At 63.0% G+C, this 23677-nt stretch carries 23 protein-coding genes and 4 pseudogenes; 4 read left to right on the forward strand and 23 right to left on the reverse strand.

The window, feature by feature from the left end:
* Positions 1-484 precede the first annotated feature (484 nt).
* The 22 genes from BM198_RS19465 to BM198_RS19550 form a co-directional block, all read right to left on the reverse strand.
* Complete coding sequence (locus tag BM198_RS19465) at positions 485-1744, reverse strand: efflux RND transporter periplasmic adaptor subunit (RefSeq protein ID WP_074971802.1); 1260 nt, start codon at positions 1742-1744, stop codon at positions 485-487.
* On the reverse strand, positions 1734-3215 hold the full coding sequence (locus BM198_RS19470; RefSeq protein ID WP_074971803.1) for a TolC family protein: 1482 nt from the start codon (positions 3213-3215) through the stop codon (positions 1734-1736). Before BM198_RS19470 ends, BM198_RS19465 begins: the two co-directional genes overlap by 11 nt.
* Positions 3208-4419 (reverse strand): ABC transporter permease, encoded by a 1212-nt coding sequence (locus BM198_RS19475; protein WP_074971804.1) that lies wholly within the window; start codon positions 4417-4419, stop codon positions 3208-3210. Before BM198_RS19475 ends, BM198_RS19470 begins: the two co-directional genes overlap by 8 nt.
* Positions 4416-5117, reverse strand: a complete 702-nt coding sequence (locus tag BM198_RS19480; protein ID WP_044404834.1) for an ABC transporter ATP-binding protein — start codon at positions 5115-5117, stop codon at positions 4416-4418. Before BM198_RS19480 ends, BM198_RS19475 begins: the two co-directional genes overlap by 4 nt.
* 282 nt (positions 5118-5399) lie before the next feature.
* Positions 5400-6362, reverse strand: a complete 963-nt coding sequence (locus tag BM198_RS19485; protein ID WP_083422423.1) for a LysR family transcriptional regulator — start codon at positions 6360-6362, stop codon at positions 5400-5402.
* A 90-nt stretch (positions 6363-6452) separates the two neighbouring features.
* Complete coding sequence (locus BM198_RS19490; RefSeq protein WP_074971805.1) at positions 6453-7415, reverse strand: peptidylprolyl isomerase; 963 nt, start codon at positions 7413-7415, stop codon at positions 6453-6455.
* 3 nt (positions 7416-7418) lie between these two features.
* Complete coding sequence (locus BM198_RS19495) at positions 7419-7904, reverse strand: YbjN domain-containing protein (RefSeq protein ID WP_074971806.1); 486 nt, start codon at positions 7902-7904, stop codon at positions 7419-7421.
* A gap of 50 nt (positions 7905-7954) precedes the next feature.
* Entirely contained in the window at positions 7955-8590 is a 636-nt protein-coding gene (locus BM198_RS19500) for a DNA repair protein (protein ID WP_074971807.1), read from the reverse strand.
* A gap of 23 nt (positions 8591-8613) precedes the next feature.
* Complete coding sequence (locus BM198_RS19505) at positions 8614-10308, reverse strand: putative porin (RefSeq protein WP_074971808.1); 1695 nt, start codon at positions 10306-10308, stop codon at positions 8614-8616.
* A 39-nt stretch (positions 10309-10347) separates the two neighbouring features.
* Positions 10348-11073 carry an energy transducer TonB family protein gene (locus BM198_RS19510; RefSeq protein ID WP_083422424.1) on the reverse strand — a complete coding sequence of 242 codons (726 nt, stop codon included), beginning with the start codon at positions 11071-11073 and terminating at the stop codon, positions 10348-10350.
* Between the two features lie 3 nt (positions 11074-11076).
* Positions 11077-11499, reverse strand: a complete 423-nt coding sequence (locus tag BM198_RS19515; protein ID WP_074971809.1) for an ExbD/TolR family protein — start codon at positions 11497-11499, stop codon at positions 11077-11079.
* A 10-nt stretch (positions 11500-11509) separates the two neighbouring features.
* On the reverse strand, positions 11510-13360 hold the full coding sequence (locus BM198_RS19520) for a DUF2341 domain-containing protein (RefSeq protein WP_074971810.1): 1851 nt from the start codon (positions 13358-13360) through the stop codon (positions 11510-11512).
* Between the two features lie 18 nt (positions 13361-13378).
* Positions 13379-14941: a ShlB/FhaC/HecB family hemolysin secretion/activation protein gene (locus BM198_RS19525; protein WP_244165717.1), complete on the reverse strand. Its 1563-nt coding sequence runs from the start codon at positions 14939-14941 to the stop codon at positions 13379-13381.
* Positions 14942-15104: 163 nt separating this feature from the next.
* The gene (locus BM198_RS19530) at positions 15105-15704 is read right to left on the reverse strand and encodes a transposase (protein ID WP_044407810.1); all 600 of its coding nucleotides are present in this window, start codon (positions 15702-15704) and stop codon (positions 15105-15107) included.
* A 348-nt stretch (positions 15705-16052) separates the two neighbouring features.
* Positions 16053-16334, reverse strand: coding sequence for a hypothetical protein (locus BM198_RS19535; RefSeq protein ID WP_074971811.1), 282 nt, complete (start codon positions 16332-16334; stop codon positions 16053-16055).
* Positions 16335-16927: 593 nt separating this feature from the next.
* Entirely contained in the window at positions 16928-17386 is a 459-nt protein-coding gene (locus tag BM198_RS29755; RefSeq protein ID WP_139233664.1) for a hypothetical protein, read from the reverse strand.
* 175 nt (positions 17387-17561) lie between these two features.
* Positions 17562-17885 (reverse strand): hypothetical protein, encoded by a 324-nt coding sequence (locus tag BM198_RS29760; RefSeq protein WP_139233665.1) that lies wholly within the window; start codon positions 17883-17885, stop codon positions 17562-17564.
* Positions 17886-18258: 373 nt separating this feature from the next.
* Positions 18259-18534, reverse strand: coding sequence for a hypothetical protein (locus BM198_RS29765; protein WP_139233666.1), 276 nt, complete (start codon positions 18532-18534; stop codon positions 18259-18261).
* A 41-nt stretch (positions 18535-18575) separates the two neighbouring features.
* The gene (locus tag BM198_RS19545) at positions 18576-19052 is read right to left on the reverse strand and encodes a hypothetical protein (protein WP_074971813.1); all 477 of its coding nucleotides are present in this window, start codon (positions 19050-19052) and stop codon (positions 18576-18578) included.
* 359 nt (positions 19053-19411) lie between these two features.
* Entirely contained in the window at positions 19412-19663 is a 252-nt protein-coding gene (locus tag BM198_RS29770; RefSeq protein WP_139233667.1) for a hypothetical protein, read from the reverse strand.
* Positions 19664-19683: 20 nt separating this feature from the next.
* Positions 19684-20172 (reverse strand): hypothetical protein, encoded by a 489-nt coding sequence (locus BM198_RS29775; RefSeq protein WP_139233668.1) that lies wholly within the window; start codon positions 20170-20172, stop codon positions 19684-19686.
* 365 nt (positions 20173-20537) lie between these two features.
* A complete protein-coding gene (locus tag BM198_RS19550; RefSeq protein WP_074971814.1) occupies positions 20538-21146 on the reverse strand; it encodes a DUF4304 domain-containing protein in 609 nt (202 codons plus the stop codon).
* 213 nt (positions 21147-21359) lie between these two features.
* Here BM198_RS19550 and BM198_RS30525 point away from each other — a divergent pair.
* The 3 pseudogenes from BM198_RS30525 to BM198_RS19555 form a co-directional block, all read left to right on the forward strand.
* Positions 21360-21672, forward strand: a pseudogene (locus tag BM198_RS30525) (IS5/IS1182 family transposase); the annotation flags it as partial.
* A 23-nt stretch (positions 21673-21695) separates the two neighbouring features.
* A pseudogene (locus BM198_RS30855) lies at positions 21696-22104 on the forward strand (IS66 family transposase); the annotation flags it as partial.
* A 62-nt stretch (positions 22105-22166) separates the two neighbouring features.
* Positions 22167-22387, forward strand: a pseudogene (locus BM198_RS19555) (IS30 family transposase); the annotation flags it as partial.
* 35 nt (positions 22388-22422) lie between these two features.
* Here BM198_RS19555 and BM198_RS19560 read toward each other — a convergent pair.
* Entirely contained in the window at positions 22423-22821 is a 399-nt protein-coding gene (locus BM198_RS19560; protein WP_074971815.1) for a hypothetical protein, read from the reverse strand.
* Between the two features lie 482 nt (positions 22822-23303).
* Here BM198_RS19560 and BM198_RS19565 point away from each other — a divergent pair.
* Positions 23304-23677: pseudogene (locus tag BM198_RS19565) on the forward strand (IS5 family transposase); the annotation flags it as partial.

A 23677-nucleotide genomic window follows, 5' to 3' on the forward strand; every position in this document is an offset into this window, starting at 1 on the left:
AGGCGTTACACCCCAACTCGTGTGGGGCTTTGCCAGGTCGTTGCGCCGGAACTGAGATTAGGTTGGTGAACTGCGATTCATACCTAGCAAAAGATGGGTCCCCCTCGACCTAGAGCGCCCCAGCGAAGCGGTGCGAACGGGAACTTCCTACACACTTTCTCCCGAGCACGCGCTGACCGCCCCGTCAGGTCTGGGCTGGGGGCGTGTTTCCATTGGGGACACCGCACCAGAATGGCGCACGAACGGGTGGTTGGAAGATGGGCACCGACGGCGGATTGGCAATGCGTCGAGAGGGGATTGGCAGCGAGACGGGCGGGAACAGGAAGGTAAAAGTGGGCTTATGCCGCCTTTATTGGGCGATCTTTCTCGTCTGCTGAGCTGCAGGGGGTGCGATACAGGCCGCGGTTTGAGCCGAACGTTGGAGGGGCGGCGCTATGTCCCGGGCTGAAGCCCGGGCTACGCGGCAGCTACGGGCAGCTGTGGCTCAGCCGTCCAGCGCCACCTGCCCGGGTTGCAGGTCGAAGACTTCGATGCCGCCGCGAGTGGCCCGCCCAGGGCGCACCTGCAGGCGCTGCACGGCGGCCTCGGGGGTGGCGCGGTAGTCCACCCACCAGCGCCCGTCCTCGTTGCGCAAGGCACGGGGCGGCAGCACCAGGGCCGACGGGTTGCTGTAGACCTGGATCGACAAGCGCGCACTCATGCCCAGGCGCACGCGTGTCAGTTGGTCCTCGTCGAGATCGGCGACGGCCACCACCACCTCGAACTGGGCCCCGCCCTGCCCGTTTCCCGCCAGGGCCTGCCCACCGACCACGCTGACCGTGCCCTGCAGCGCCTCGCCCTCGAAGCCGTCGCCCTCCACCCGCACCGGCAAGCCTTCCCGCAACTGGTTCACGTCCAGCTCCGAGACCCGCGCGACGATGCGCAGCCGCTCGATGCCGGCCACACCGAACAGCGGCGCCCCCTGGGTCACCGTGGCACCGGCCTGGACCGGACCTCGGGTGGCGTCCTCGGGGGTGCCGCTGCCCGGCGGCGCGACCAGGATGCCGGCGAAGGGTGCGCGTACTTCCCGGGCTTCCAGCAAGGCCTGCAGGGCCCCGTGGCGCGCTTCGGCGTTGGTCAGCTCCATCCGGGCGATCTGCAGGTACTCACCGCTGCCCCGATTGCGCGAGCGGGCCAGGTCGCGCTCGGCGGCCTCACGGTCGAGGCGCTGGAGGCGGGCCTGCTGTTCCAGGTCTTCCAGCTCGTTGCGCGGGATGATGCCGCGCTCATAGAGGGCGCGGGTCTGGGCCAGCTTCTTCTCGCTGCTGGCCAGGGCCAGTTCGGCACTGCGCAGGGTGCGCCGGGCGCGGGTCATCTCCTCGCCGCTGTCCCAGTCCTCCAGCTCCTGCAGGGTGCGCCGGGCACGCAGCAGGCTGGCCAGGGCTTCACGCTGCTGCACCTCGGTCTCGCCGGTGTCCATGCGCAGCAGCAACTGGCCGCTCTTCACCCGCTGTCCGAGCGCCACGGGCAGCTCGGCCACCCGCCCGGCGAAGGGCGCAGTCAGCACCAGGGTGCGCTCGGCCTCGATGCGCCCCACCAGGCCCACGCTCTGCTCCAGCGGCTCGGGCTGCACCGTTACCCAGTGGCGCCCTGCCGGCTCCCGCGCCGGGGCGTCACGCAGGCCCCAGGCCAGGCCGGCCACCAGCAGCAGCGGCAGGATCAGGAACAGCCCACGGCGGATGAGGGCGCGACGGTCAGTAGTCATTGAGCGAAATGTCCCATCGGTCGAGTGTGAGGCCCAGGGTCAGGTCCAGGCGCGTCTGCGCCTCCAGGTAGGCCAGCATCGCGCTGAGGCGGGCGTTTTCCGCATTGCGCAGGTCGTTCTCGAAACTGAGCACCTGGAAGTTGCTGGACCGCCCGGCGGCGAGCTTCTCCCGCTCGATCTCCAGCTTGCGCTGGGACAGGGCCAGGGCGCGGTTGGCGATCTCCAGCTGGCGCCAGCGGGTGCCCACGTCGCGCACCACATCGGTAACGTTGCGCTCCAGCAGTTGCCGCGCATCGGCCACCTGCAGGGCCTGGTCCTCGACGTTGACCCGCGCCTGCACCTCCGCCTGGCGCCGCGACAGGTCGCCGATGGGGATGTCCACACGGATGCCGGCGTAGCTGTCCCAGGAGCGGTCGGAGCCGCTGGCGGTGGGGTAGCTGTAGCGATCCTGGCGCTGGCTGCCCCCCACTTCCAGTGACACGTCCCACAAGCGTTGGTTCTCGGCGATCACCAGGTTGAGGTCGGCCTGCTCCCGGGCGATCAGCTGGCGCAGGTAATCCGGCTGCTGCTGCTCGGCCAGGCGCAGGGCCTGTTCGCCGTTCACCTCCATGGGCTCGGCCCCCAGCTCGTCGCTGGCGCGGACGCGCGAGGACAGGTCCAGGGCCAGCAGGCGCAACAGCTCCAGGCGCGAGGTGTCCACCTGGTTGGCGGCCTCCTCCACGCCCAGCTCCTGGGTCGCCAGGTCGGCTTCGGTCTGCACGATCTCGAATTCGGCCATGCGCCCCGCTTCGATCATCGAGCGGTTGACCTTGACCAGCTCGCGGGTGCGCTCCAGCGCGGCACGGGCGATACGCAGCTGCTCCTGGGCCCGCAGCAGATTGCGGTAGGCGCTGATGATGGCGGTGATGGTCTGCGAGACGCTGGACTTCAGCGCCAGTCGATTGGCCTGCTCGGCGAGTTGGGCGATGCGCACCGGCGCCCGATTCACCTCGCGCCCGGCGTTGCGCAGCAGCGGCTGGATGAGCGTCAGGTCGACGCCATCGTTACGCCGCCGCCCGGCCACGTCGGCCTCGTTGTAGCCATGGCTCCAGCTCAGGGCGACCTGGGTACCGTACTCGCCGAGCACCACGGCGGTGGGCCCGATGCGCCCGTCGCGGTAGCGGTCCTGGTGGTTGCGGTTGGCCCGGTAGGTGCCGTTGATGTAGAGCTTGGGCGAGAAGGCATCCTCCGCCACCCGCAGGTCGAACTTCTGCGCGATGCGCCGCAGGTAGCTGCTCTGGATGCTGCGGTTGTTGCGCAGGCCCAGGGCCACGGCATCCAGCAAGCTGAGGTCGGCCTCCTGCTCGCTCAGCAGTACGCTGCGGCTCTCCCCCGCCATGCTCGGTGCGGAGGGCGAGAGCCGCTCGCTCCAAGGTGCTCCCAGGGCAGGCAACGCCATGGCCAGGAGCGACGCCAGCAGGGCCTTACGCATCGCGCAGGGCCTCGACCGGCTGCAGACGCGAAGCGGATACCGCCGGATAGAGGCCGAAGAAAAGCCCCACCAGCAGCGTGCTGCCCATCCCCAGCGGCAGCGCCGAGGCCGCCAGGCTGAAGGCCCAGCCGGATAGCCAGGCGTAACCCCAGGCGGCGGCGATGCCCAGCAGCGCACCGGAGAGTGCACCGGCAGCGGTCAGCGTCACCGCTTCCAGCAGGAACAGGTTGCGGATGTCCCGCTGCCGCGCGCCCAGGGCCATGCGTACGCCGATCTCCCGGCGGCGTTCGCTGACGTTCATCAGCATCACGTTCATCACCCCCACCCCGCCGCCGGCCAGGGAGATCGCCCCCAGCCCGCCCAGCAGGTAGGTGAAGGTGCGGGTCTGCTGCTGCATGGCCTCGATCATCTGCTCGGCCACCTGCAGCGCGCCTTTCTCCTCCCCGGCGATGCGGTCGTTGACCCAGGCCGCTACCCGCTCGCCCACTGGCGCCACGGCCTGGCCGGGCGCAACCCGGGCCAGCAGCGCGCCGAGGCGCGGGTCGGCATTCACCCGGGCCATCCCGCTTTCGGTGAGGAACAGCGAATCGTTACTGGTGAAGGGGATGATCCCGCCCTCCCCCTGGGCCCGCAGCCGGCCGATCACCTGGAACTGGTAGTGGCCGATGCGCAGCCAGTCGCCGACACGCAGCGGGTCATCCGGCTCCCCCAGCACCTGGGCGGCGCGACTGCCGACCACCACGAAGGCTTCGCGCCGGTCGAAGGCGGACAGGGTGCGCCCTTCCGCCAGGCGCAGCCCGGCGGTATCCGCCAGCGCATCGCCGGCCCCCACCAGCGCCAGGTTGGCGCTGCGCCCGTGGAACACCACCGGCGCGCTGTAGAGCACCACCGGGCTGGCGGTGGCAACCTCGGGCACCGCCTGGCGCAGGGCGTCCACGTCGAGACGCAGCGGCAGCCCGTCCTGCCCCCGCGCACCGGAGGGCAGTTGCACCACCACCGTCTCGGTGCCCATCTCCTTGAACACGCTCATGGCTTGGTCGGCCGCGTTGCTGCCGATGTTGAGCAGCGCGATCACCGAGCAGCTGCCCATGACGATGCCCAGCAGCGCCAGCAGCGAACGCCGCCCCAGGTTGCGCAGGCTGCCGATGGCCTCGTGCAGCAACTGGCCCAGGGAGGGCGAGGCGAACCCGGCGTGGGCGCTCATGCCGGCAACGCCTCGCTGACGCGGCCCTGCACCACCCGCACCTGGCGGTCCAGGCGTTCGGCGATGCCGGGGTCGTGGGTGACGATCACCAGGGTCACGCCCTGGTCGCGGTTGAGCGCGAGCAACAGCGCCATGATGTCCTCGGCGGTGGCGGTATCCAGGTTGCCGGTGGGCTCGTCGGCCAGGATCAGCGAGGGCTCGCCCACCAGCGCCCGGGCGATGGCCACCCGCTGCCGCTGGCCGCCGGACAGGTCGGCCGGGCGATGGGCCGAGCGCTGGGCCAGGCCGACCTGCTCCAGCACCGCCCGCGCCCGCTCGCGGGACTCGCCCAGGGGCACGCCGCGGTAGCCCAGGGGCAGCGCCACGTTGTCCAGCGCGCTCAGGCGCGGCAGCAGGTTGAAACTCTGGAAGACGAAGCCGATCAGGCGATTGCGCAGGGCCGCCAGCTGATCCGGCGTGGCCCGCAGCACGTCCTGCCCGGCCAGGTGGTAGTCGCCGGCGCTGGGCCGGTCGAGCAGGCCGAGGACGTTGAGCAGGGTGCTCTTGCCCGACCCGGAGCTGCCGAGGATGGCGCAGCTCTCACCACGCGCCACCTCAAGGGAGACACCGCGCAGGATGCTCAGCTCCTGGCCGGCGTGGTGGTAACGCTTGTCGATGTCCCGCAGGCGGATGAGCCGCTCGTTATTGTTGTGCAACATGTCCATGTTTCCGCCGTTCCGTACTGTGCGCCGCGCCCGCAGGACGTGGGCGAAACCGCTCTAAAACCGGCATCCGCGCCGGCCCAGGCAGTGCCCGGCGCAGCGCTCAGTAAGAGCAAAAATCCCTCTCAGGTAAAGCCAATCTTTAGTTTGGGGACCCCGTCGCTGCCTGGGTTCCGACGGGTGGAAACACGCCCCAGCGAGCGTCGACGATCTTGCCCTCTTGCGCAAGAACGCCTCCGATCCCACCGTGGTATTTGGTCTGAAGCAGGAGGCTCTGGGTCAGAACCAGTCCCGTCGCTCCTCGAAGGCGGCACGCACCAGGGTGACGATGCGCTGCACCTCATCGCGCTCGCTGGCCTCGCTGCGCACGGCGAGCCAGGCGTTGAGGGTCATGGGCTGGGGGAACAGCGCCGGCAGCGCCAGCAGGTTCTTGTCGATCAGCGGGACGTAGTGCGGCAGCAGCCCGATGCAGGCGCTCCACTGGATCATCTGCCGCTGCACCTCGTAGGCGTTCACCCGCGTCACCCCCGAGCGGCGCGCGGCGATGGCGCGGTTCCACGGCGCCAGGGCTTCCAGGCCCGACTGGCCATTGAGGTCCACCAGCATGTAGTCCTCCAGCTCCAGCAGGCTGCGCGGCCGGCTGCTTTCCCGCGAGTAGCGCTTGGCCACGTGGGGCAGGAAGTCCAGCGGGGCCAGGCAGGCGAGCGTGTCACAGGGGAACCCGGGATCGGGGGGCGGTCCTTCGGGGGCCAGCCAGACCTGCACGTCCACCTCGGCCGCGGGGGCGCTGGTGCTGTCCAGGCGCAGCAGGTCCAGGCGCACCCGCGCGTGCTGGCGCAGGTAGGCCAGCAGGTCGCGCCCGAGGATGTCGTGCAGCAGGGTCTCGGCCACGGCGATGCGCACCCGGGGCTGCTCCTCGTGCTGCGCCCGGGGCAGGTCGAGCAGCCCCAGGCGTGCGCTGAACAGCTGGCGCAGGCGCCGCCCTTCCGGGCTGAGCACCACGGTGTTGCCCTGGTGCACGAACAGCGGCTGGCCGCTCCAGGCGGCCAGTTGCGCCAGCTTCTTGCGCAGCAGCGTGGGCTTGATGCTCAGGCTGCGGGCCGCCTGCATGAAGCACCCGCAGCGGGCAGCGGCGAGAAAGCAGCGCGCCGCCTCGTGATCGAGCTCCAGCAATGCCGGGTCCAGCGGTGTTTCATCCAGGCCGGGGGCGTGTACCGGCCCGGCGCCTTCCTGCAATGTCATGGCACCTCCTCCCTAAGGAATCCTCGGCGCGCCGGGCCGATGGCTCGCGCGCCGGTCCTGGCCGGCACCTCCCTGTCCGACCCGTCCCGCTCAGTGCGCAGCCTCCAGCGCCTGGCTGATCTGTGCCCCGTCGATGCTCAGGGTGCCGGCGTTGACCAACCCATCCAGGTAGGCCCGGGCCACCTGCTGCTGGCGTTGCGCACGCAGCGCATCGCGCAGGCGCCCGCGCACCTCGTCGAGGGTGGCCGTGCGCGACGGCTGGGTCTCCAGCACCCGCAGCACGTGGTAGCCGTCCTGGCTGCGCACCGGGTCGGACACGGCCCCCGGCTTCAGCCCCAGCAGCACCTGGCGCATGGCCGGCAGGTACTGCTGCAGCGGCTGGAGGCCGCTGTCGCCGCCCTGCTCCGCCGAGCCCCGATCCTCGGAGTACTGCCGCGCCAGGGCGGCAAAGTCGGCACCCTCGGCCCGCGCACGGCGGGCCAGATCCTGGGCCTGCTTGCGCACCTGCTCCTCGCTGCGCTCCGGCCCCACCGCCAGGAAGATCTGCGCCACCCGCAGCATCGGTGGGGTAGTCCAGTTGGCCTTGCCGGCGTCATAGGCGGCCTGCAGTTCGGCGTCGCTGGGGTAGCCCTCCGGCACCTGGCTGACCGCCTCCAGGTAGGTGCGCAGCAGCACCTGCTCGGTGGCGGCGCGGGTCATGCGGCGGATATCCGGGCGGTCTTCCCAGCCCTGGGCCTCGGCCTGTTGTAGCAGCGCCTTCTCGGCCAGGCGACCGCGTATCCAGGCCTCCAGTGCGGGGCGGTCCTCGCGCAGTTGCTCGCGGCTGTCCGCCGGCAGGGTCGCCAGCAGTGCCTCCAGTTCATCCGCCTCCAGCGCCAGCGCGCCGAGGCGCGCGACGGCCGTGGGCGATGCCACGGGCGCCGGTGCCACCTGCACCGCCGGCTGCACGGCAGCTTCCGGTGGTGAACCGGGGCGCAGCCCCAGCACCACCCCGGCCACGCTCGCGGTCAGGGCCACGCCGCCCAGGCCCCACAGGGCTCCACGCCAGGCCATGGGTCAGGCCTCGACCGCTTCGGCAGCGGGCTCGGCCTCGGCGGCCGGTTCGGGATGACGCGTGGCGCTGTCGCGACTGAAGTCACGCAGGTAGACGATGAACTCCTGCAGCAGGTGGTCCCACAGCTCCAGCTGGCCACGCAGGTGCTGGGGGCTGATGCCGGCGGCCACCAGGGCGTCCATCTCCAGCACGAGGAAGTCACCCTGGCGCGACAGGCGGGCGAAGCGCCGGGTGGCGTTCCACACCTCGGCGAGGCCGGCGGGCAGTTCGCCCTGAATGCGCAGCGCGCAGCTGAAGCAATAGTCCAGGTAGGCGCCCTCCTCCAGCGCCCGGTTGCCGAAGCGCACGGCGAAGCCGATGCCCTGGGTGGCGCTGAGCAGTTGCACGATGCCGCCCTGTTCGGTGCGGTTGACGCGGTAGCCGGCTTCGCGCAGGCAGTCGCCGAGCTGGTCGGGGGTGATGCTCTGGATCAGGTCCTGGGTGTTCATGCTGTCACTCCTGTGTACGGGGGCGCCGGCCCGTGCCGACGCCTTGGGGTTCAGGGTTTGGGGGCCAGGGCGGCGTCGAACTGGGTGTCGTAGAGGCGGTCGCCGTAGGACTGCGCCAGCTCCTCGAACTTCACCCGTGCGCGGCTGGCGAAGGGTTGGCGCAGCTTCACCACGTCGGCCACGTCGATGCGCTCGTAGGCGTCGAGGACCTCGCGGGCCACCTGGTACATCTCGTGGTTGCGGGTGGTGCACTGCTGCAGCTGTTCGTCGCGGGCGGCCAGATCGCCGGTCAGCTGCACGCGGGCGGCCTCCACGCCACGGGCGCGCGTCAGCAGTTCCTCGTAGGCCTGCTTGAACTTGCCCACCTGCTCATTGCTGGCGGCCACCTGGGCCTGGGCCGCCTCGTGCAGGGCCGCCTGCTGCCCGGCCAGTTGCTCGTTCTGCTGGCGGGCCTTGGCCAGCTCCGCCTCCAGGCGCTTGATCTGCGCCTGGGCGGTGCTCAGCTGGCTTTCCGCCGCGCTGCGGGCGGCAGCCGCCTGGGCCTGCTCGCTCTGCAGCGCCTGCAGTTGCTGGGTGGTGCTGCGCAGCTGGGTGCGCAGGCGCTCTTCCATGCCTTCGGCGTGGGCCCCGCTGCTGGCCAGCAGGGCCAGGCCAAGGGCCAGGGCGGATCGGGATCGGGTGTTCATGGCGCTCTCCTTTCCGACGCGCACTAGAAGCGCGTGTTGACCTCGAATTGCAGGACGTCGATCTCGAAGGGCGCGCCGTAGACCTCTTCCGCGCTCAGCCAGCGGGCGCTGCCGTAGACGTTCTCGGCGAAGCCGTAGTTGGCGCCGACGAACCAGCCCTTGGCGTTGGTGCCGCCCAGGTGGAAGGACGAGTCGTTGAAGCCGTCGGGCAGTGCGTCCGGCTCGATGCGCTTATAGCCGGCGTAGAGGTTCCAGTCGCCGTGCTTCTTCAAGTCCAGCGCGTTGCCCAGCACGAACTGCAGCATCCAGGCGGTGTCGCCGCTCTGGATGTTGCCGTTCTCGTCGACGTTGTTGGCCAGCCTGCCCGCCGAGCGCTTGTTCATCTCGCCTTCGTCGTAGGCCAGGTTGCGCACGTAGTGGGCCTGGCTGCGCAGCTTGAAGCCGTCGAACAGCGCGGTGTCCCAGACCAGGTTGAGGTCCACCAGGTTGAACTCGGAGGCCAGGCCGACGAACTGCGGCTCGGGCGTGGTGGTGGGCCGGGTGGGGTCGGGGGTGATGTCGCGCAACAGCATCAGGGTGTTGCCCTTCTGCATGAAGGCCGGGCGCGACTCGTCGGTGTCGCAGGCCGGGGCGCCGTTCCACGGGGTGCAGGGGCTGGAGCGCTTGCCCTCGATGTCGTCGAAGCGGTAGTAGGCCAGCGCGGCCTTCAGGCTGTTGTCCGCGTCGGGTTGCCAGCGGGCGCCGATCTGCGCGCCGTAGAGCCAGTTGGTGTCGCTCTCCACCTTGTCGAAGCCGCTGCTGGTGGTGGCGGTATCGGGGGTGTACTCCACCGGGAAAGCGCCAACGGTGCCGAACAGCCCCAGTTCGCTGTCCAGGGGCTGCTGGAAGTTCGCCGCCAGGCCGTCGAGGTTGAGGTCGCCGGAGTACAGCAGGTCGGTGGTCATGAACGGGTTGGGCATGCGCCCGCCGGTAAAGGTCAGGCGCTCGTCGGGCTTGTAGGTGAGGTAGCCCTGGTCCAGCCACACGTCCTTCTTGGCGAAGCCGCCACCCAAGGTCTGGGTGGTGGATACCGGCCCGCTGTCGGAGCCGGTGGCGATGCGCAAGGCGGCGCTCCAGGACGGCGACAGCGTGGCCCGCAGTCCCAGCCGGGCGCGCAGGCGCAGCAGGTTCTCGCGGTCCTCGCGGCTGTTGAGCAGCGGCGGCAGCTGGGTGTTGCTGCGCGGGTTGACGTCGTAGGGGCCCTTCTCGTTGAGGCGCGCGTAGTCGATCAGGCGGTCGCTGTTGTTGCTGGAGAAATAGCGCGACTCGCTGCGCAGGCGCATGTCGCCCTCCAGGCTGATGCGCGAGGCCCAGTCGGGGAAGGTGTTGGGCGCGGCCCAGTTCTCCTTCTTCGCCTGGGCCATCACTTCGGCCTTCACCTCGTCGCGGATCTGGTCGCGGACGATGGCCGGCACGTACTGCACGCGCACCTCCCCCGGGGCGCCAGGCGCGGGCGGTGCGGCCTGGGCGGCGGCCTGGCGGGCCTGCACGGCCTCGGCTTCGGCCTGGCGGATCAGCGCGTCGGCCTGGTCCTGCTTGAGCACACCCTGCTGCACCAGCAAGCGGATCAGGTTGACGGTGGCGTTCTCCGAGGGCGTGGCCTGCGCCGAGGTGGCGGCGGCCAGGCTGGCGATCACGGCGCCGATGCCCAGGGCCAGTCGGCTCATTCTGCGGATCATGGTTCTACTCCTGATGGCGTATTCGTCTCGCAAGCCCGATCAGCCGGGCCGGCGTCCTTGCAATGCGATGCGTACCGGCAGCGTCAGCGAGGCCGGCGGGCGCTCCAGGGGTGGCGCGCCACGCAGCACCGCCAGCACCTGCTGGTCGAGCGCGGGGTCGCCGCTGGAGCGGGTCAGTTCAGCGCGGGTGATGCGCCCGCTGGTGTCGATCCACACCTCGGCCTGCAGCCGGTAGGCCTGGGTGCGCAGGTCCGGGTCTTCGCGCAGCAGCTTCTGGAAGGCGTACGCGAGGAACTGGCTGTAGGTGCCGTTGCCCAGGCGCCCGCCGCCGCTGCCGGCCATGCCGCCGCCCTTGCCGGCGCCGATGTTGAAGGCGTCGGAGCCGGCCTGGGCGTCGCCGTCCATCTGCATCGGGTTGGCCAGGTCGTCGGCGGGGGTCGGCGCCTCCTCCTGGGGCTTGACCTCCTCCGGCTCCGGGGTCGGCTCGGGCTCGGGCAGCTTCTCTTCCACCGGGGTTTCCGGCTCCGGCGGCTTCTCCGGCACCGGCGGCGGTGGTGGGGGTGGCGGCAGCGGGATGATGGCGGGAATCTTCGGCGCCTCCCGGCGCACCCCGCTCATGTCGTTGGCCCACAGCCAGAGCAGCCAGGCGAGGCTGGCGGCGACCAGCGCCCCCACGCCCCAGGCCAGCGGCCGGCGCCATCCCGGCGCGCTGCTGCGGACTTCGGCGAGCCCGCTCTCCGGGCCCTTGCTGGGAAAGGTGGTCATGGCTCAACCCTGCGGCTTGCCGGTGACCAGGCCCACCTGGGACAGCTCCAGGCGGCGCAGCAGGTCCAGCACTTCGATGACCTTCTGGTACTGCACCGTGGCATCGCCACGGACGATCAACGGAAAGTCGGGGTTCATCGCCTTCTCCGTGCGCAGCCGGTCCTCCAGCTCCGGCAGGGTCACCGGGTAGGCGTCGAGGAACACCTGGCCGCCGTCGTTCACCGAGATGGCCTTGGTCTTGGGCTGCGACAGGGAGATGGACGCGCTGGCCTTCGGCAGGTTGATCTGGATGCCGGAAACCTGGGCGGTGGCGGTGAGGATGAACATCACCAGCACCACCATGAGCACGTCCACCAGGGGCGTGATGTTGATGCTGTCGACGGCGCCGTCTTCATCGTCGTCATGGGCGCTGCTGAGGTTGGCCATGCTGCTCTCCTCAGGCGCTCATGGGCGCAGCGCCGACGGCGTGGCCACGGCGGTGGACCGCTTCGCTGAAGGTGCTCTCGCCGTGCACCTCCGCCAGGCGGGTGACGAACTCGTCGACGAACACCCGCATGTCCGCATTGACCTCGCGGTTGCGCGTGGTCAGGCGGTTGTAGCCGAACAGCGCGGGGATGGCGACGAACAGGCCCATGGCGGTGGCCAGCAGCGCGGCAGCCATGCCGGGGGCGATGGCGTTGATGTTCACGTCACCGGCCATGGCGGTGCCGAGGAACACCACCATGATCCCCAGTACCGTGCCCAGCAGGCCGATGTAGGGGCCGCCGGCGATGGCGTTGGACAGGGTCGACAGGCGCGAGGCCAGCGCCTGCCCTTCGCGGGTGCGCACCCCGTCCATGGAGGCGCGGATGGCCTCGATGGTGGCGGCGGAAATGGAGCCGGTGTCGGCGCCCTGGTCACGCCGGGTGCGGATCTCGCGCACCGCCACCTGGTACAGGTGCCAGAGCGGCGAATCCCCCAGGCGCTCGTGCAGCTGGCGGTCGTCGGCCAGCAGCTCCAGGCGCGTGCCGACCCGGACGAACTGCTCGCGGAACGCCGCGTTGGCACGCAGCACCCGGCCCAGGGTGCGGCTCTTGCGGATCATGATCACCCACGACTGGATCATCATCAGCACCAGCACGGCGATGATCACCCAGGCGTCCACCGGCACCGCCTTGAGCAGGAAGCCGAGGCTGCCGAAGCCGAAACCTGACTGTTCCTCGTCCACGCCGTAGACCACCAGGCGCGACTCGGCGCCCTGGGCGGTGGCATCGGCGAGGATCAGCGCCGCCGGGCGCGCCACCTTGGACAGGCGCAGCTCGTCGACGGCGCCGGTGAAGGCACTGAAGGTAGCCGGAGCCGGTGCCTCGGCCGGGGCGCCCTCGGGGGCGGCGGCCTGGCTGCCCGGCAGGTCCGCACCGATGGCGATCACCGAGGCGAAGGCCGGCAGCGACAGCGACAGGCTGCCGGATTCACGGCCGTTCACGTACAGCCGCAGGGCGCTGCCGTCGGCGCTCAGCGCCAGGTGCTGCCACTGCCCGCTGGCCAGGGCCTGGCCGGCCTGGGCGCGCTGGCCGTTGACCTCGACGAAGGGCACCCCCTGGGCCAGGCCCAGCAGCAGTCCGTTGCCGCCGTCGCGGCGTGCCAGCAGCAGTTGCTCGCCGGCAGCCTGGTCGGCGCGCACCCAGGCGCTGAAGGTGAAGGCGCCCCCGGCCGGCAGGGCCAGGGACGGGCTGGCCGGCAGCAACAGCGGCTGGCCGTTGAGCTGGGCGGCGCGGCCGATCACCCCGTCGATGCTGCTGGCAGGTGCGGTCTGGGCGTGGTTGCCGTAGGCGGTGGTGTCGCGGGGCGGCGCACCGACGGCGCCGTCGAAGTGGTAGACCAGGCTGTAGTCCGGGTCGAAGGTCAGTTGACCATTGCCGGTGGCCGGGGCCTTCGGGTTGCCGTAGTACATCCAGATGTCCTGGCGCTGGCCGCCTTCCACCTGGGGCACGTCCACCCAGATCAGTGCCATGCCCATCAGCGGGTCGAAGCTTTCCACCTGGTGGTTGAGCACGGTCTTGTCGTCGGCGGCGACGAAGCGGATGTCCGAACCGTTCTCGTTGACCCCGTCGAAGGTGAAGTTGCCGGTGTGCAGGCGCACCAGCAATGGCGTGCGCCCGGCGGGCTGGTCGATGGCCGCGCCCTGGGGCGTGGTGTCGACGGTGATCTGCTTGCGGTAGAGCCAATCGTCCTGCCACCAGGCATGGGCGATCGCCGGGGCCAGGAGCCCGAGGCTGACGAGCGTGGTGAGTATCAAGCGGCGCATGGGGTCAACTCCAAGGGGTCAGAAGCTCGCCTGCACGCTGAAGTGCACGCGGGGGTCTCGTTTGCGGGTGTTCGGGCCGTCCTTCAGCGGGTAGGCCCAGTCGAGGCTGCCGGACAGCCCGTGGGGCAGCGTGGCGCGGGTGCCGAGGCCGACGCTGGCCAGGCTGTAGCTGTCGTCCTGCTCCGGCAGCGCGTCCTGCAGGGACAGCTGCGCGCCTTCGGCGAACAGGTAGAAGCGCCACTCGTCCAGGTGGCGGGCCACGCCCTTGCCCAGCAGCGGCGCCAGGGACGGCGCGCGCAACTCCTGGCCAAGCAACCAGCCGTCGTCGCCGGTGCGCTCGGCGGCCAGGTAGCCGCGCACGCTGCTGGCACCGCCGGCAGAGAACTGCTCGTTGGAGACCAGCGGCCCGGAGGCCAGCTGGAACCCCAGGCGGCTGTGGCTCTGCCAGTCGTCGCCGAAGGTCAGGGTGTAGGTGGCATCGCCCTTGAACAGGGCAAAGCCCGGCTTGGCCCGGTAGCGCTTGTAGTCGAACGCCTCGTCGTCGCTGCCGTAGCCCAGCAGGCTGTGGGTGCCGGCCACCAGGGACAGGCCGAGGCTGAACTGCGAGCGCTCGGTGTAGCGGTAGCCGGTGTAGCCGAGGGTGATCGGTGCGTAGCGGATCGGCACCTGGTCCTGGCTGCCGCCGAACTGCAGGGACTCCTCGAAGTCCTTGAACTCCACCCCCACCGACAGCGAGTGCGCCCAGGGCCCGGCCGGCGGCACCGCGTAGGCCAGGGACACCCCGTAGGCGTGGCCCTTGCCCAGCACGTTGCTGCCACCCAGGGTGGCCACGTTGCTGTCGGACTGGTAGCCGGAGAGCTGCAGTGTCCAGCGGGCATCCAGCGGCGCGCTGTAGCTACCGGACCAGACCTCGGCGTTGTCGCGGTCCTCCGGGGCGGTGAAGTAGGTCAGCGAGGCCGCGTGGCCCCGCTGCCAGAGGTTGGTGTAGCCGAGGCTGACCACCGAGCGCAGCTTCTCGGTGTCGGCGCTGTAATCGTTGTTCAGGCCGATGCTGGCCTGCCAGGGGTTCTTGTCCTCCACCTGCAGGTCCACGTCCATGGTCCCCGGCCGGCGCCCCTCGCGCACCACCGGCACCACCTGGCGCCCGGGGTTGCGGTTGGCAGCGGCCAGCTCGGCCTGGACCCGACCGAAGTCCGGCACCTGGCCTTCCTGCAGGGCCGGCACCTCGTCGCGCACCGCCAGCGGCGAGTAGTGCTGGGCGCCCATCACCCGCACCCGGCCGACGCGGGTCTCGCTCACCTGCAGGTAGACCACGCCGCCCTCCACCTGCTGCTCCGGCAGCTCGACGAAGACCGATTGGTAGCCCAGGGCCTGGTAACGCTGCTGCAGTGCGTCGCGGGCGCCCTCGATGTCGGCCAGGGTGCGTTGCGGGCCGAGGAACGGGTAGACCGCCGCCTCGATGTCCCGCGCCTGCAGCACGCTGTTGCCACGCACCACGTATTCGTTGACGTCGACCCGGCGCGCCGCACCCTCGCCCTCCTCCGCGCCCCGGGCCGTACCGGCCAGCAGCGCCAGGGCCAGGAGCGAAGGTGCGAACGGCACGCGGCCGAGGCGCAGGTGCCGGTTGAATGACTGAAGAACCACACAGCCCCCTCGTGAAATGGCGCCACGCTGGCGTGCGCCGTCCTGTGGGCGGGCCGTGCCTGGGGCCGGGCCACCCATGGTTGTCGTTGGTGTATCGGGCCTAGCGAGCGCGAGCCTGCGCCGCGTGACGGGCGATCCAGGTGTGCAGCTGGGCGAAGTTCGGGGTGAATTCCGGTGTGCTCATCAGCGACGGCGCGAACACCTCGCTGATGGCCCGTTCCAGCAGGCGGACGGCCTGGGCGTTGTCCAGCACCTCGCCAAGGTCACGGACGAAGGCGCTGAAGCCCCAGACCCGCTGGTTCAGTTGCAGGCCGACGAACCAGCGGAACAGCAGGTTGTAGTTGAGCTGCTCGTAGAGCTGCTTCTCGCTGGGCAGCGAATACAGCACCTGCAGCACCAGCGCCTGCAGCAGCGCCCGCAGCGGCACCTGCAGCTGGCGTGTACGGGCCCAGCCCTGCAACGCCTCCAGGGCCGGCTCCAGCAGCGCATCCAGTTGCGGCTTGAGCACCACCAGCGAGTGGCCCGGGGGGATGTAGCTGGACACCTCCTTGAGCGCGCTCTGCCAGTCCTCCTGGGACACGATCCACACCCAGGGCGCGCCGTAGCGGTAGACCGAAACGGGCTTCTTGCGCGCCGCCTCGACGATCTTCGACAGGCGCTGGTCCAGCTCCTGCATCCCCACCTTCGCGAATCCGTCCATCTTCCCCATCGCCGTTGCTCCACTGCCTGGCCGGGGCCCGCAAACCCGCGGGCCGAAGTGGCCGCCTTCCGTAGCGGCCGATGTGGCGCGGCGTTGTCCTTGCCGTCGTCGTTCCACACTCCCTTGACCGGCGCCCGGCGAAGGCACCGAACTTTTGTCATCGAATCTTCATGAACGGCGTCGGAAGGACGGGACTTGCGGGGGTGGAAAGCGTCTGGAACGGGTATTACGGGGCGGTGGGGATCGCCTTCGCCTGGTAGATGCGGGAACGGACAAGGCGCTGAAACGACCCTGCGGAAATGAAAAGGCCCGGCTGATGCAGGGCCTCTTTGGGGAGACGTGAAGGGTTCAGTCGACGGTGCTCAGGCGGTCACGCTTCACTGCCTCCCGAGCCGCACGGAGCAGGTCATAGGCATCCGACAGCAACAGGTTGGCCGCCTCGGCTACGTTGGCCAGGTAACGCCCATCAGCACAGGAACCCTCCATGTACGCGAAGCTGGCCAGCAAATCGCGCGCGGCCATCAGGCGGTACTCGGCTGTTTCCTGGAGATCCAGATAGGACCGGCTGCCATCGAGCAAGAGAACGGAAGAACCGGAGGGGTTGGCGGAGAGCGGGCGCAGGTCAGTCATGACGAAGACCTCCGCGGCTGCGCAGGTGGTTGGAAGCGGATGAAGAAAAGACAGGCATATCGAGAGGGGCGCGAGTCATAACGCGATGCTCCTAGCGTGAGAAAAAAGCGCCTGCACTCGAATGGTAGGCGCCGGTACGCCTAGAGTTTTCGACCGGCCAAGGTCGGCTACGGGATTGACCGCAGCGGGCGGACTATAGGAGGCAGCAGGAAAGCTCGCAAGAGAAAAAGGGCGGCAGGGGATGGAATCAAAGCGTGAGGTTGCGCTGTTCCTCCTCAGTCAGGCGGCTATGGGCCTTCTTGAGGACCTGTCAGAGACGTAGTACCGGGGATTACAACGACAGATTGCTGCCGCTGCTTATGTGGCATCTGATCCTGGCATAGAGGCCGTGCCCCTGAATGCGCGATCACGCAGTACCTCCGAAACAGATAATCCGCAAAGGATCACCTGCTGAGTCACTTATAAGGCTGATAAATAAAAACCTCATAGCGACCCAGAACCTGCCGCAGAAAACCCCCACTCATGGATCAACTTCTACCCAGAACCGCCGGCAACATAATAAAAGCCCCATGAGCGCCAGCCCCAATCAAAACTCAGACAAGCAAGCCGCAATAGTCATGCATATATTCATCATACTCAGTGACAACCCAGACATGACCATCCAACTTATCTATATAAACAACTCCCCCTGCCCTTTCCTCTGAACCTCCCACCATTGAGAAGGCCCAGAACAGCGGCGAATCATCGGCAACTCGCGCCCCTTCAAACGCCACACTCCGCCCCATTAGAGCGGCGTAATCCTTGGCCAAACAGAAAGCTTCTTCCCTGCTGATATTCGGATTTTCTCTATAAGCGACAGGGACATTCATAGCCTCAAACCCGTTACGCCTCAACTCGACCACAAAGGTAACCAGCCTGATGCGCTCCACATTCACACCCAGATAGCCAGAGCCATAAATCCTGGCCTCACTGGAAAAACCTTTATCGAACACACTCAAAAACCTAAGGTATTCGGAATGCACAGGCTGCTTAAGATATAAATCACAGATCACGCTACTTCCCCATACTTGTCACAGTCGCCCCAACACATACCAAACTAAAAAATCTAACCACCCCCACAAACTGACGCACTTCCACAACGATCCGAATCTTTATAATATTTTCAATTTCACGCCTCACAATATCGGGCGTTTACTTCATAAAAGCCGACAACACCAGGGCACTTCATCAGGACTCTGCAACCTTATACAGAATCCGCCCCCAAATTGAGCTCAGCCGCTGCCAGAAATTTTCATCATAGTGGTAGTCGCGATCCAACCCCAAACAAACCGCTATCTCCACGACCTCACCGTCAATAAATTTCTCATTCAACTTCAAATCCATGACCTCCAGCAGCAAATACTCAAAGGCCATCTCATACTCGCCATGCGTCATATAATGTGAAATATCAGAAAAAGCCTCTTTACTGATATCCGAACGAATAAGCATAAGCTTCTCAGAAATCCAATTTCTTATTTCAAGAGCATCCAGACACACCTCAACCACTCCCATCACTCACCGAACCACCAAGTGAATTCTAATCAAAAGCCTTATCACAGAAATCGCCCCCCGACTCACCGGACAAGGAGTCTCAAAAGCCGAGCACTACTCAAAAATAGAAGCCACAAAACCCAAAACAGCACAAAATCAATAGCCACTACAAAATATTGAGCCAGATCAAAAAATCGCACCATTACCCATACCACTTATCATGCACCACCCCTGCCAAATCTTGGGATAACCTATGGAGAGTTGCTCGCTAACAGGAGAGATGTGCCTTAAACGCAGAGACCCGGTCAACAGCCACATTTCTGCAGCAAAGGTCGGACTAAAGAAGAAGCTCAGTATCCAATCAGCTGGCTGCACTGACTTGACCCAGAGCTTTCTAAACTTTTCCCTTGCCGAGGCACTCAACTATTTCTCTGTGCAACGGTATTGATGCATCCACAACCGGCTTCCAAACAGGGCTCTCCGATACAAATCGCTTTGCATCAGCAAGAGTGCAACCATATTCTTCAACCAAGAATCTTATGCTTTCAGTGATTGTAAAGCCTAGCCCGTGAAGCAGAAGCACAACATCACCACTCCCCAGACCCTCACGAACTTTCTTATTAATTTCCGCCATATCCTTCATATAACATCCATCAGAAGGGCTGTGCATGGGTAATGTCGCTTACTTGTGCTGATGAAGGATGAAGCAAACTAGAAATTCGCCTGACAAAATGTAACCACCGGCCCATACTCCTGTTCCGAATTTGATATTTTCACATCAAACCTTCTATCAGGAAATTTATTTCCCAAAATCAATTTCCACGAAAACACAAGAACCTCAGCTAGCTGTTCAAAAACTCTATCATCCACCTCCTCCACGCACCCATCGAACAAATCATATAAATGAGTATGATTGATCATCCTTTCAACGGCATGCAGGTCGCCACCAAATATCTCAAGCCAAGATAAAAACGCATCGCTGTTATAATTCCTCTCTAGAAAAACACCATTCTCCACAACAACGAAATCGGGGAAAAAAATCCTACAAGACAGCAACACATCCTCTGGATTACATTGATCACTTATATATGAATATTCATCAACCTGACTCTTATTACCCCAACCAGACTTCCATAAGTCGTAGCGGGACAAACCAAAAAACTCATTAAGCGCATTAATTTTTACCATGGAATCTCGTCCACCCTGGCTATTCTTGGCGCTAATTTTGTCGAAGGCGACTGAAGTCTAATTCTTCCGTCCGGCAGCTTATTTTTGAACAGTTTGCTCATTTCAAAAACCGATGACTGAAGTCGACCAGAAATACGGGGCTACTTCAGACCACCCTTATATTTTTACGTTGTTTCTTTTGTGCGCTGGGCTACGCAGGCTTTTTTGCCGACCGGTGGCGTTCTTCAGGAGCTTTAATACTCGGCACTTGCAAAGAAGAAACTATTGTGACATGACGATACTCATAGACAAGCTCAGGCACTAAAGTAAATTTGCGAAAATCCCTCGGAGTCCGCCTCCTTTCCTTTACCCAAAACACATTACCGACCAACATTAGCGTCTATTATAGCCGAAAACATTTCACGCTTTTTAACAACAAAAAACACAGTACACACAACAGAAAGAGGAGCAGAAAAAAAAGCATGAACCATTAAAACCAAACTATCTTTCACCTGAAAAACCGACATTAAAATCCCACAAACAAAAAATACAATAAACAACCAAACAAAAAGCACCACCACTACTGTGGTAAACCACAAAACAGCTCTCGTTAGATTTAAATTAATTTTCATTCTCTTGACCATTAATAATTTTACCCCCAAAAATCGTACCCTTTACCGCCAACACCAAGCAAATAAATAGCACCAGCAGTACCATACGGAGTAGATTTATATGTCAAAGGCAAAAAGTAATTATTATCCATACGAGAAACCATAACTCTAAATATTGAATTTAGCCGATTAAATCCGTCTGCCTTACCCATAGCTAAGGAAATTTTTACAAATCCCACCCCTACCGATACTGCTAAATCCACCCCACCATATAGAACTGCCCCATACCCTCCCGGAATGTTATTAAAATCCGTCTCTACTGGATTAAACGCACTGCCGTCGCCAGGAAAATGCGTATAAAATCCCGTCGATCCCTCTGTAACATTACCTGCACCGAAGAGAGCCAGAGAGCCACCACCGAGCGTACACCCCAAACCTACTGCTCCAGCACACAAAGTAACGCCACCATAAACGCTCCCCCCTACTAATTGGGTAGTGTACTTGCCGAGAGGAATTCCATCTGTATTCATGAAATCCTTCGTGCCATCCCAAGCAGAATAATCAAAAAGCCCTTTACTATGCTGAGACTCAACCCAGGCCAATTCATTACTTAGGTTCTGTACGAAAAGTCGGTACAGGTAGAATCGCCACCATGATTGGCTGGAGGCCCACATGGCAAGGCGCTACGAACTCCCGGATGTAAGCAGCAACCCCAACCCAGGTTACACAAATTTTCTGCACACCCTCCAGGGCATGGCCGCCGAGAGGTGCCCGCGGCGGCTAAAAACACAGAAGTGAGCGGGTGATTTGGTCGTTTTTTTTGGTCGACCCCCTGCTTTCAAAAAACAGCAGGTACTGAAGTCGGCCAAAAATATCGGACTACTTCAGACCATCCCTAGGATATCGAAAGTATATTTTTGAATTCTCGCTTCAAACTAACAGCCATTCCACACACTGAAAGACCATACTCAGCCGCCTCTTTGGCAAGATTAAGCCTGTTAAGTTCGATATTTATTTTCGCACACAGCAAAGCCAAGCGAGATCTAGTCATCATTGAAAGAAATTCTGGCAACTTGCCCCCCTCAATATTCTCAACACTCAACACCTCACCAACCCCCGAAAGAGTCTCAAAAAATCTGAAAAAAGGAAGGCCACACTCATAAAAAACAGATCTGACTTCTTCAATAATTTGCGGATGCGGCAAGTGGACCGAAAACCAATAATCGGCTGAACCTTCGGGCGTCAGTCTTTTCCTAATGAAGCAATCAACCTCCGAAATCCCACGTATAAAATCACTATCAGGAGAACTAGAATCAATTAAAAAAATAGGCTGAACCCCTGCATTCAGCGCAACAGCCGCCCCATCACTTCTCAATTGAACTGACAAAAAATCAAAAAACTCCTTACGCCCCCTATAAAATCCATCTCTATTTTTATAGAAACCTTCACCCTCAAAGATAGGGAAAACCACATCTGCCGCGGACTCCACCAGCCTTTTACCCATACACCAACCCTCTAAAAAGCCAGACCACCACACCTGATTAAATTACAAAACCTCAAGCTTTCCCTGAAAGACAGAACTCGCCCCAACTTCTAGCTCTTGCATTTTTTGCCCCCCCAAAAAAACCACATCAACTCACCTCAAGGCAACTTCACATCATGCGCAAGCCCTTAACCGATCTGAAGTTTTACTCAATCATGCCCGACTTTTAATTAGTGGCTTGCTCTTAGTGAGCTGACCATGAAGGAAGCACTGTATGAGATCACCGCACTGCGTCAACTACTCTACTGTTGATGACTCAGAGAAGCATCCCGAAAGACACGACGATCATGAGTTCCGCCGTCTGTTGGAGCAGCGCCGATTGGCTGCAGGGATCCAACGGGGTACGGGTTATCGTTGCGCTAAGGCACCATCGTCGATGCCACGATCATCCATGCGCCGGGTTCGATCAAGAATCGGGAACACAAGCGTGATCCCGATGTAACTGACGAAGAAGGGCCACCAGTACTTCTTCGGTATGAAGACTCATAATAGGCGCCGATACTAAGTCTCGCCCGGTACAAATTCATCGAAGCGCAAAAGGTTCAGCCCAAAGGGTAGATTGAACTGGCCGACATAGCCCTTAGCCTCACAAACAACCTCTACGGCATCGAACGCAACCTGAAAGAGACCAATGATGCCGAGCGCCTGATCGCCCGCCAGCAACGCAGCCAATCACTGCTTGAAGCCTAAAACGCCATTCGCCCCTTCGCCATTGGGCGCAAGAAGCGGCTGCTCAGCGACACTTCAATAGCGCCACCGCCAGCGCGCAAACCACAGCCTGATCAAAACCGCCAAGGCCAACGGCCAAGCTTTACGCCTGGCGGCGCCACACCCCTTGAACGATTGCCAGCGGGCACAGAGCATTAAGGACTACGAAGCGCTGCTGCCATGTAACCACAAACCAGCCTCGCCGCTATGAACGCAAGGTTCTGACAGCAGGAGGAGTGGTTTATGGAGCACTTACACCTACATAGCCCTTGACAGAGCGGCAGCTACGAAAAGATTGACGACCTGTTCAGCCAGTACCTGCCCAAGGGCAAAAACTTGCCGGTTCACGGACCGGAAGAACTGGAGGTCATCGCCTTGCAACTGAATATGCGCCACGTAAGCGATTCGACTTGAAATGTCCTATCGAAGTCTGGGCAAGGTAACGCAGAAAGCCATAGGCATGCAGCATGTATTCTCCTGCTTCAATTCAATAACCGTGTTGCACTAAGCCTCCGCGAACGTCAAACCACTATTTCTCATTTAAAACATCTATCTCACGCCAAAAAATGTCTTCTGGCAATTTCTGCCCCTTATGAAATAGCAAAAAAACCTCAATTACATCATCGATATTAAACCACTCATCTTTTTTTAACCTAACACTACCCGCACCAAATGAAAGAGAAGTTCCATCCTCAAAATTTGTGCTGGAATTCGAATGATAACCCCTAAAAAGTTTTTTGCTTTTAGCGTCATATCTTTCAATAAAACATGTAACCCTACCCCCAGCAACTTGCACATAGTTTCCGTCTTCATCTTTTATACATGCGAATGAACTAGGCCCGTAGCTTTTTAATTTTCTTAGCGTTTTTATAAGCCTCGCCTGATCAACGCCAAATATTACAGATCTGTTTTCAGCTTCAAGTTTCATTATTTTTCACCATCACGGCACATAGACTGTTGTAGCGCTTTCGATGACCTTGCCATTTAGCCGCCCTTTCCCTTGCGCCCCAAACTCATTGACAAAATAATCGGTAAACTCTTGATAGCTAGTCTTGTTAGCGGCTCCAATTTTTCACCTCAATAACGTGTAATTTGCCGTTTATGTCACGTACCACAATATCATATCTACGATCGACAAAAGGACCTTTAACAACCATCTTAGCACTGACAACTTCCATTACATTTTATTCTAAATGTTTGGCAAACTCATTTGCCTTGACTGTCCCCGGGAGAGATACGCCTGTCGGGCTTGCAAACTTTCCATCAGGGGTTCGATAGCTTCCATCTGAATGCTGTTTTATTTCGGGTGCTAGGTTCTGTACGAAAAGTCGGTACAGGTAGAATCGCCACCATGATTGGCTGGAGGCCCACATGGCAAGGCGCTAGGAACTCCCAGATGCGGGCTGGGAGTTGATCAAGGATCTGGTTGCCCCGGAACAGAAGATGGGCCGACCTCGAAGTGATGATCGGCTGGTGCTCAACGGCATCTTTTGGATCCTTTGCTCCGGAGCCGCCTGGCGTGATCTGCCGGAACGTTTCGGCCCGTGGTCGACGGTTTATCAACGGTTCCGTGACTGGCGAGACGACGGCACGTTTAACCGGGTACTTGAGCGATTGCACGTCCAGTTGAATCAGGAAGGCCTGATCGACCTGGATACGTGGATGATTGACTCCACCGCGGTGCGTGCAACCCGAGCCTCTTCTGGCGCCGGGAAAAAGGGGGGCCAGAAGAACCGGTAGATCATGCATTGGGACGTAGCCGAGGCGGCCTAACCACCAAGATT

The sequence above is a fragment of the Metapseudomonas otitidis genome, from assembly GCF_900111835.1.
Lineage (GTDB): Bacteria > Pseudomonadota > Gammaproteobacteria > Pseudomonadales > Pseudomonadaceae > Metapseudomonas > Metapseudomonas otitidis.

Excerpts from the sequence above, each read along its gene's own strand:
- BM198_RS19465 (WP_074971802.1), bottom strand. The coding sequence starts at position 1,744 with ATGACTACTGACCGTCGCGCCCTCATCCGCCGTGGGCTGTTCCTGATC.
- BM198_RS19470 (WP_074971803.1), bottom strand. The coding sequence starts at position 3,215 with ATGCGTAAGGCCCTGCTGGCGTCGCTCCTGGCCATGGCGTTGCCTGCC.
- BM198_RS19475 (WP_074971804.1), bottom strand. The coding sequence starts at position 4,419 with ATGAGCGCCCACGCCGGGTTCGCCTCGCCCTCCCTGGGCCAGTTGCTG.
- BM198_RS19480 (WP_044404834.1), bottom strand. The coding sequence starts at position 5,117 with ATGTTGCACAACAATAACGAGCGGCTCATCCGCCTGCGGGACATCGAC.
- BM198_RS19485 (WP_083422423.1), bottom strand. The coding sequence starts at position 6,362 with ATGACATTGCAGGAAGGCGCCGGGCCGGTACACGCCCCCGGCCTGGAT.
- BM198_RS19490 (WP_074971805.1), bottom strand. The coding sequence starts at position 7,415 with ATGGCCTGGCGTGGAGCCCTGTGGGGCCTGGGCGGCGTGGCCCTGACC.
- BM198_RS19495 (WP_074971806.1), bottom strand. The coding sequence starts at position 7,904 with ATGAACACCCAGGACCTGATCCAGAGCATCACCCCCGACCAGCTCGGC.
- BM198_RS19500 (WP_074971807.1), bottom strand. The coding sequence starts at position 8,590 with ATGAACACCCGATCCCGATCCGCCCTGGCCCTTGGCCTGGCCCTGCTG.
- BM198_RS19505 (WP_074971808.1), bottom strand. The coding sequence starts at position 10,308 with ATGATCCGCAGAATGAGCCGACTGGCCCTGGGCATCGGCGCCGTGATC.
- BM198_RS19510 (WP_083422424.1), bottom strand. The coding sequence starts at position 11,073 with ATGACCACCTTTCCCAGCAAGGGCCCGGAGAGCGGGCTCGCCGAAGTC.
- BM198_RS19515 (WP_074971809.1), bottom strand. The coding sequence starts at position 11,499 with ATGGCCAACCTCAGCAGCGCCCATGACGACGATGAAGACGGCGCCGTC.
- BM198_RS19520 (WP_074971810.1), bottom strand. The coding sequence starts at position 13,360 with ATGCGCCGCTTGATACTCACCACGCTCGTCAGCCTCGGGCTCCTGGCC.
- BM198_RS19530 (WP_044407810.1), bottom strand. The coding sequence starts at position 15,704 with ATGGACGGATTCGCGAAGGTGGGGATGCAGGAGCTGGACCAGCGCCTG.
- BM198_RS19535 (WP_074971811.1), bottom strand. The coding sequence starts at position 16,334 with ATGACTGACCTGCGCCCGCTCTCCGCCAACCCCTCCGGTTCTTCCGTT.
- BM198_RS29760 (WP_139233665.1), bottom strand. The coding sequence starts at position 17,885 with ATGGGAGTGGTTGAGGTGTGTCTGGATGCTCTTGAAATAAGAAATTGG.
- BM198_RS29765 (WP_139233666.1), bottom strand. The coding sequence starts at position 18,534 with ATGCACAGCCCTTCTGATGGATGTTATATGAAGGATATGGCGGAAATT.
- BM198_RS19545 (WP_074971813.1), bottom strand. The coding sequence starts at position 19,052 with ATGGTAAAAATTAATGCGCTTAATGAGTTTTTTGGTTTGTCCCGCTAC.
- BM198_RS29770 (WP_139233667.1), bottom strand. The coding sequence starts at position 19,663 with ATGAAAATTAATTTAAATCTAACGAGAGCTGTTTTGTGGTTTACCACA.
- BM198_RS29775 (WP_139233668.1), bottom strand. The coding sequence starts at position 20,172 with ATGAATACAGATGGAATTCCTCTCGGCAAGTACACTACCCAATTAGTA.
- BM198_RS19550 (WP_074971814.1), bottom strand. The coding sequence starts at position 21,146 with ATGGGTAAAAGGCTGGTGGAGTCCGCGGCAGATGTGGTTTTCCCTATC.
- BM198_RS19560 (WP_074971815.1), bottom strand. The coding sequence starts at position 22,821 with ATGAAACTTGAAGCTGAAAACAGATCTGTAATATTTGGCGTTGATCAG.